Genomic DNA, 1,327 nt, shown 5'->3' on the forward strand with positions numbered 1-1,327 from the left:
CTTATATGGACTCCCTCGTTGATTCAACAAGAAGCTTTGTAAAAAGGATTAAGATGCGCGCTTATATACGGGCTGTAATGAGGAGCTACCTCGCCCAAAAATGTATTCGCACCGACAGGCTTAATCTAGGAGACGGCATTTCATGCCTTAGGACCCAACGAGCTGCTGTCGGTTGGTCTTACCTGTTTTACATCGCTCTTTGTTGAATATTGCGGGTGATTAAGCCAGAAGTTGTGGCTGATACACCGAATTGCTTTTCAGTAAGGCATACGCCGTTCTGACTGTTTTATTGGCTAAAGCAATCGCAGCAACCTTTTTACCTCGCCGCTCTATCAGTGTTTTTAGCCATTGTTCTTTAGTCGTCCTTGCAGGCCGCTTAATGACATTGGAGATAACGGAAAGCGCTCCTTGAAAAAGGATACTTCGGAGTCGCTTGTCTGCATTTCGTTTCGAGATATGACCAATACGTTCTTTGCCACCAGAGCTATGTTGCTTTGGCGTCAGGCCGATGTTCGCTGAAGCCTCTCTCCCGTTAGTAAAGTTTTCCCCTTTCCCTAAACGTAAAGCCAGCCCCAACGCACCTAGTGGTCCTACACCTTCCAACTTCATCAACTGCTGACAAACCGGGTCTGTACTGACTGATAACTCCAATTGTTTAGTGAGCATATCTACATGTTCTATTTGCACATTTAAATGTGCCCACAATCGATGTAAGACAGCACGAAAACTATCCGGTAGGCCATTCTCTGCATCTTCAAGAACGAGAGGGATATTGACTCTCAGTGCTGACATCCCTTGAGCAATGACAATACCAAACTCGGACAGTAAACCCCGAATTTGATTACTTTGGGCAACTTGTTGCGCCAAGGCCAAATGCCTAGCCCTCTCTAAGGCTTGTAACGCCTGTTCTTCGACGGTATGAATTTTAACACTATGGATATGTTGTAAAGATGCCGCTGTTGCGATGGCAAGCGCATCGTTTTTATCGGTTTTTTGTTTGGTTTGAAAAGCCTTCACACTTCGAGCACTAATGACTTTCACTTGATGCCCCAAGTCTCGTGCGTATCGAGCCCAATAATGGGCACTGGCACACGCTTCCATGGCAACCAAGGAGGATTGCTGCTTACAAAGGAGCGCTTTGAGCTTCAACCTGGTGACTTCCCGATTAAAAACGACGTTACCCTGTGAATCGGTTTTGCAAACTTGAAAGACGTTTTTTGCTAAATCAATGGCCAATATATTAGGATTGCGCATGTATGGACTCCTTTGGCTAATCTTTCGTCGGATTAAGACCGTAACCCCCTGTGGGGAGGGAGTCCATACATCT

1 protein-coding gene is annotated in these 1,327 nt (G+C 45.7%); it reads right to left on the reverse strand.

Going from position 1 to position 1,327, the window contains the following annotated elements; genetic code table 11:
- Positions 1-219: 219 nt before the first annotated feature.
- Positions 220-1,254, reverse strand: a complete 1,035-nt coding sequence (locus LRP50_RS25250) for an IS110 family RNA-guided transposase (RefSeq protein ID WP_274167151.1) — start codon at positions 1,252-1,254, stop codon at positions 220-222.
- Positions 1,255-1,327 lie beyond the last annotated feature (73 nt).

The organism is Enterovibrio gelatinilyticus (genome assembly GCF_028683095.1).
Taxonomy (GTDB): Bacteria; Pseudomonadota; Gammaproteobacteria; order Enterobacterales; family Vibrionaceae; genus Enterovibrio; species Enterovibrio gelatinilyticus.

Coding starts and splice junctions, on each gene's coding strand:
- LRP50_RS25250 (WP_274167151.1), bottom strand. CDS start 1,254: ATGCGCAATCCTAATATATTGGCCATTGATTTAGCAAAAAACGTCTTT.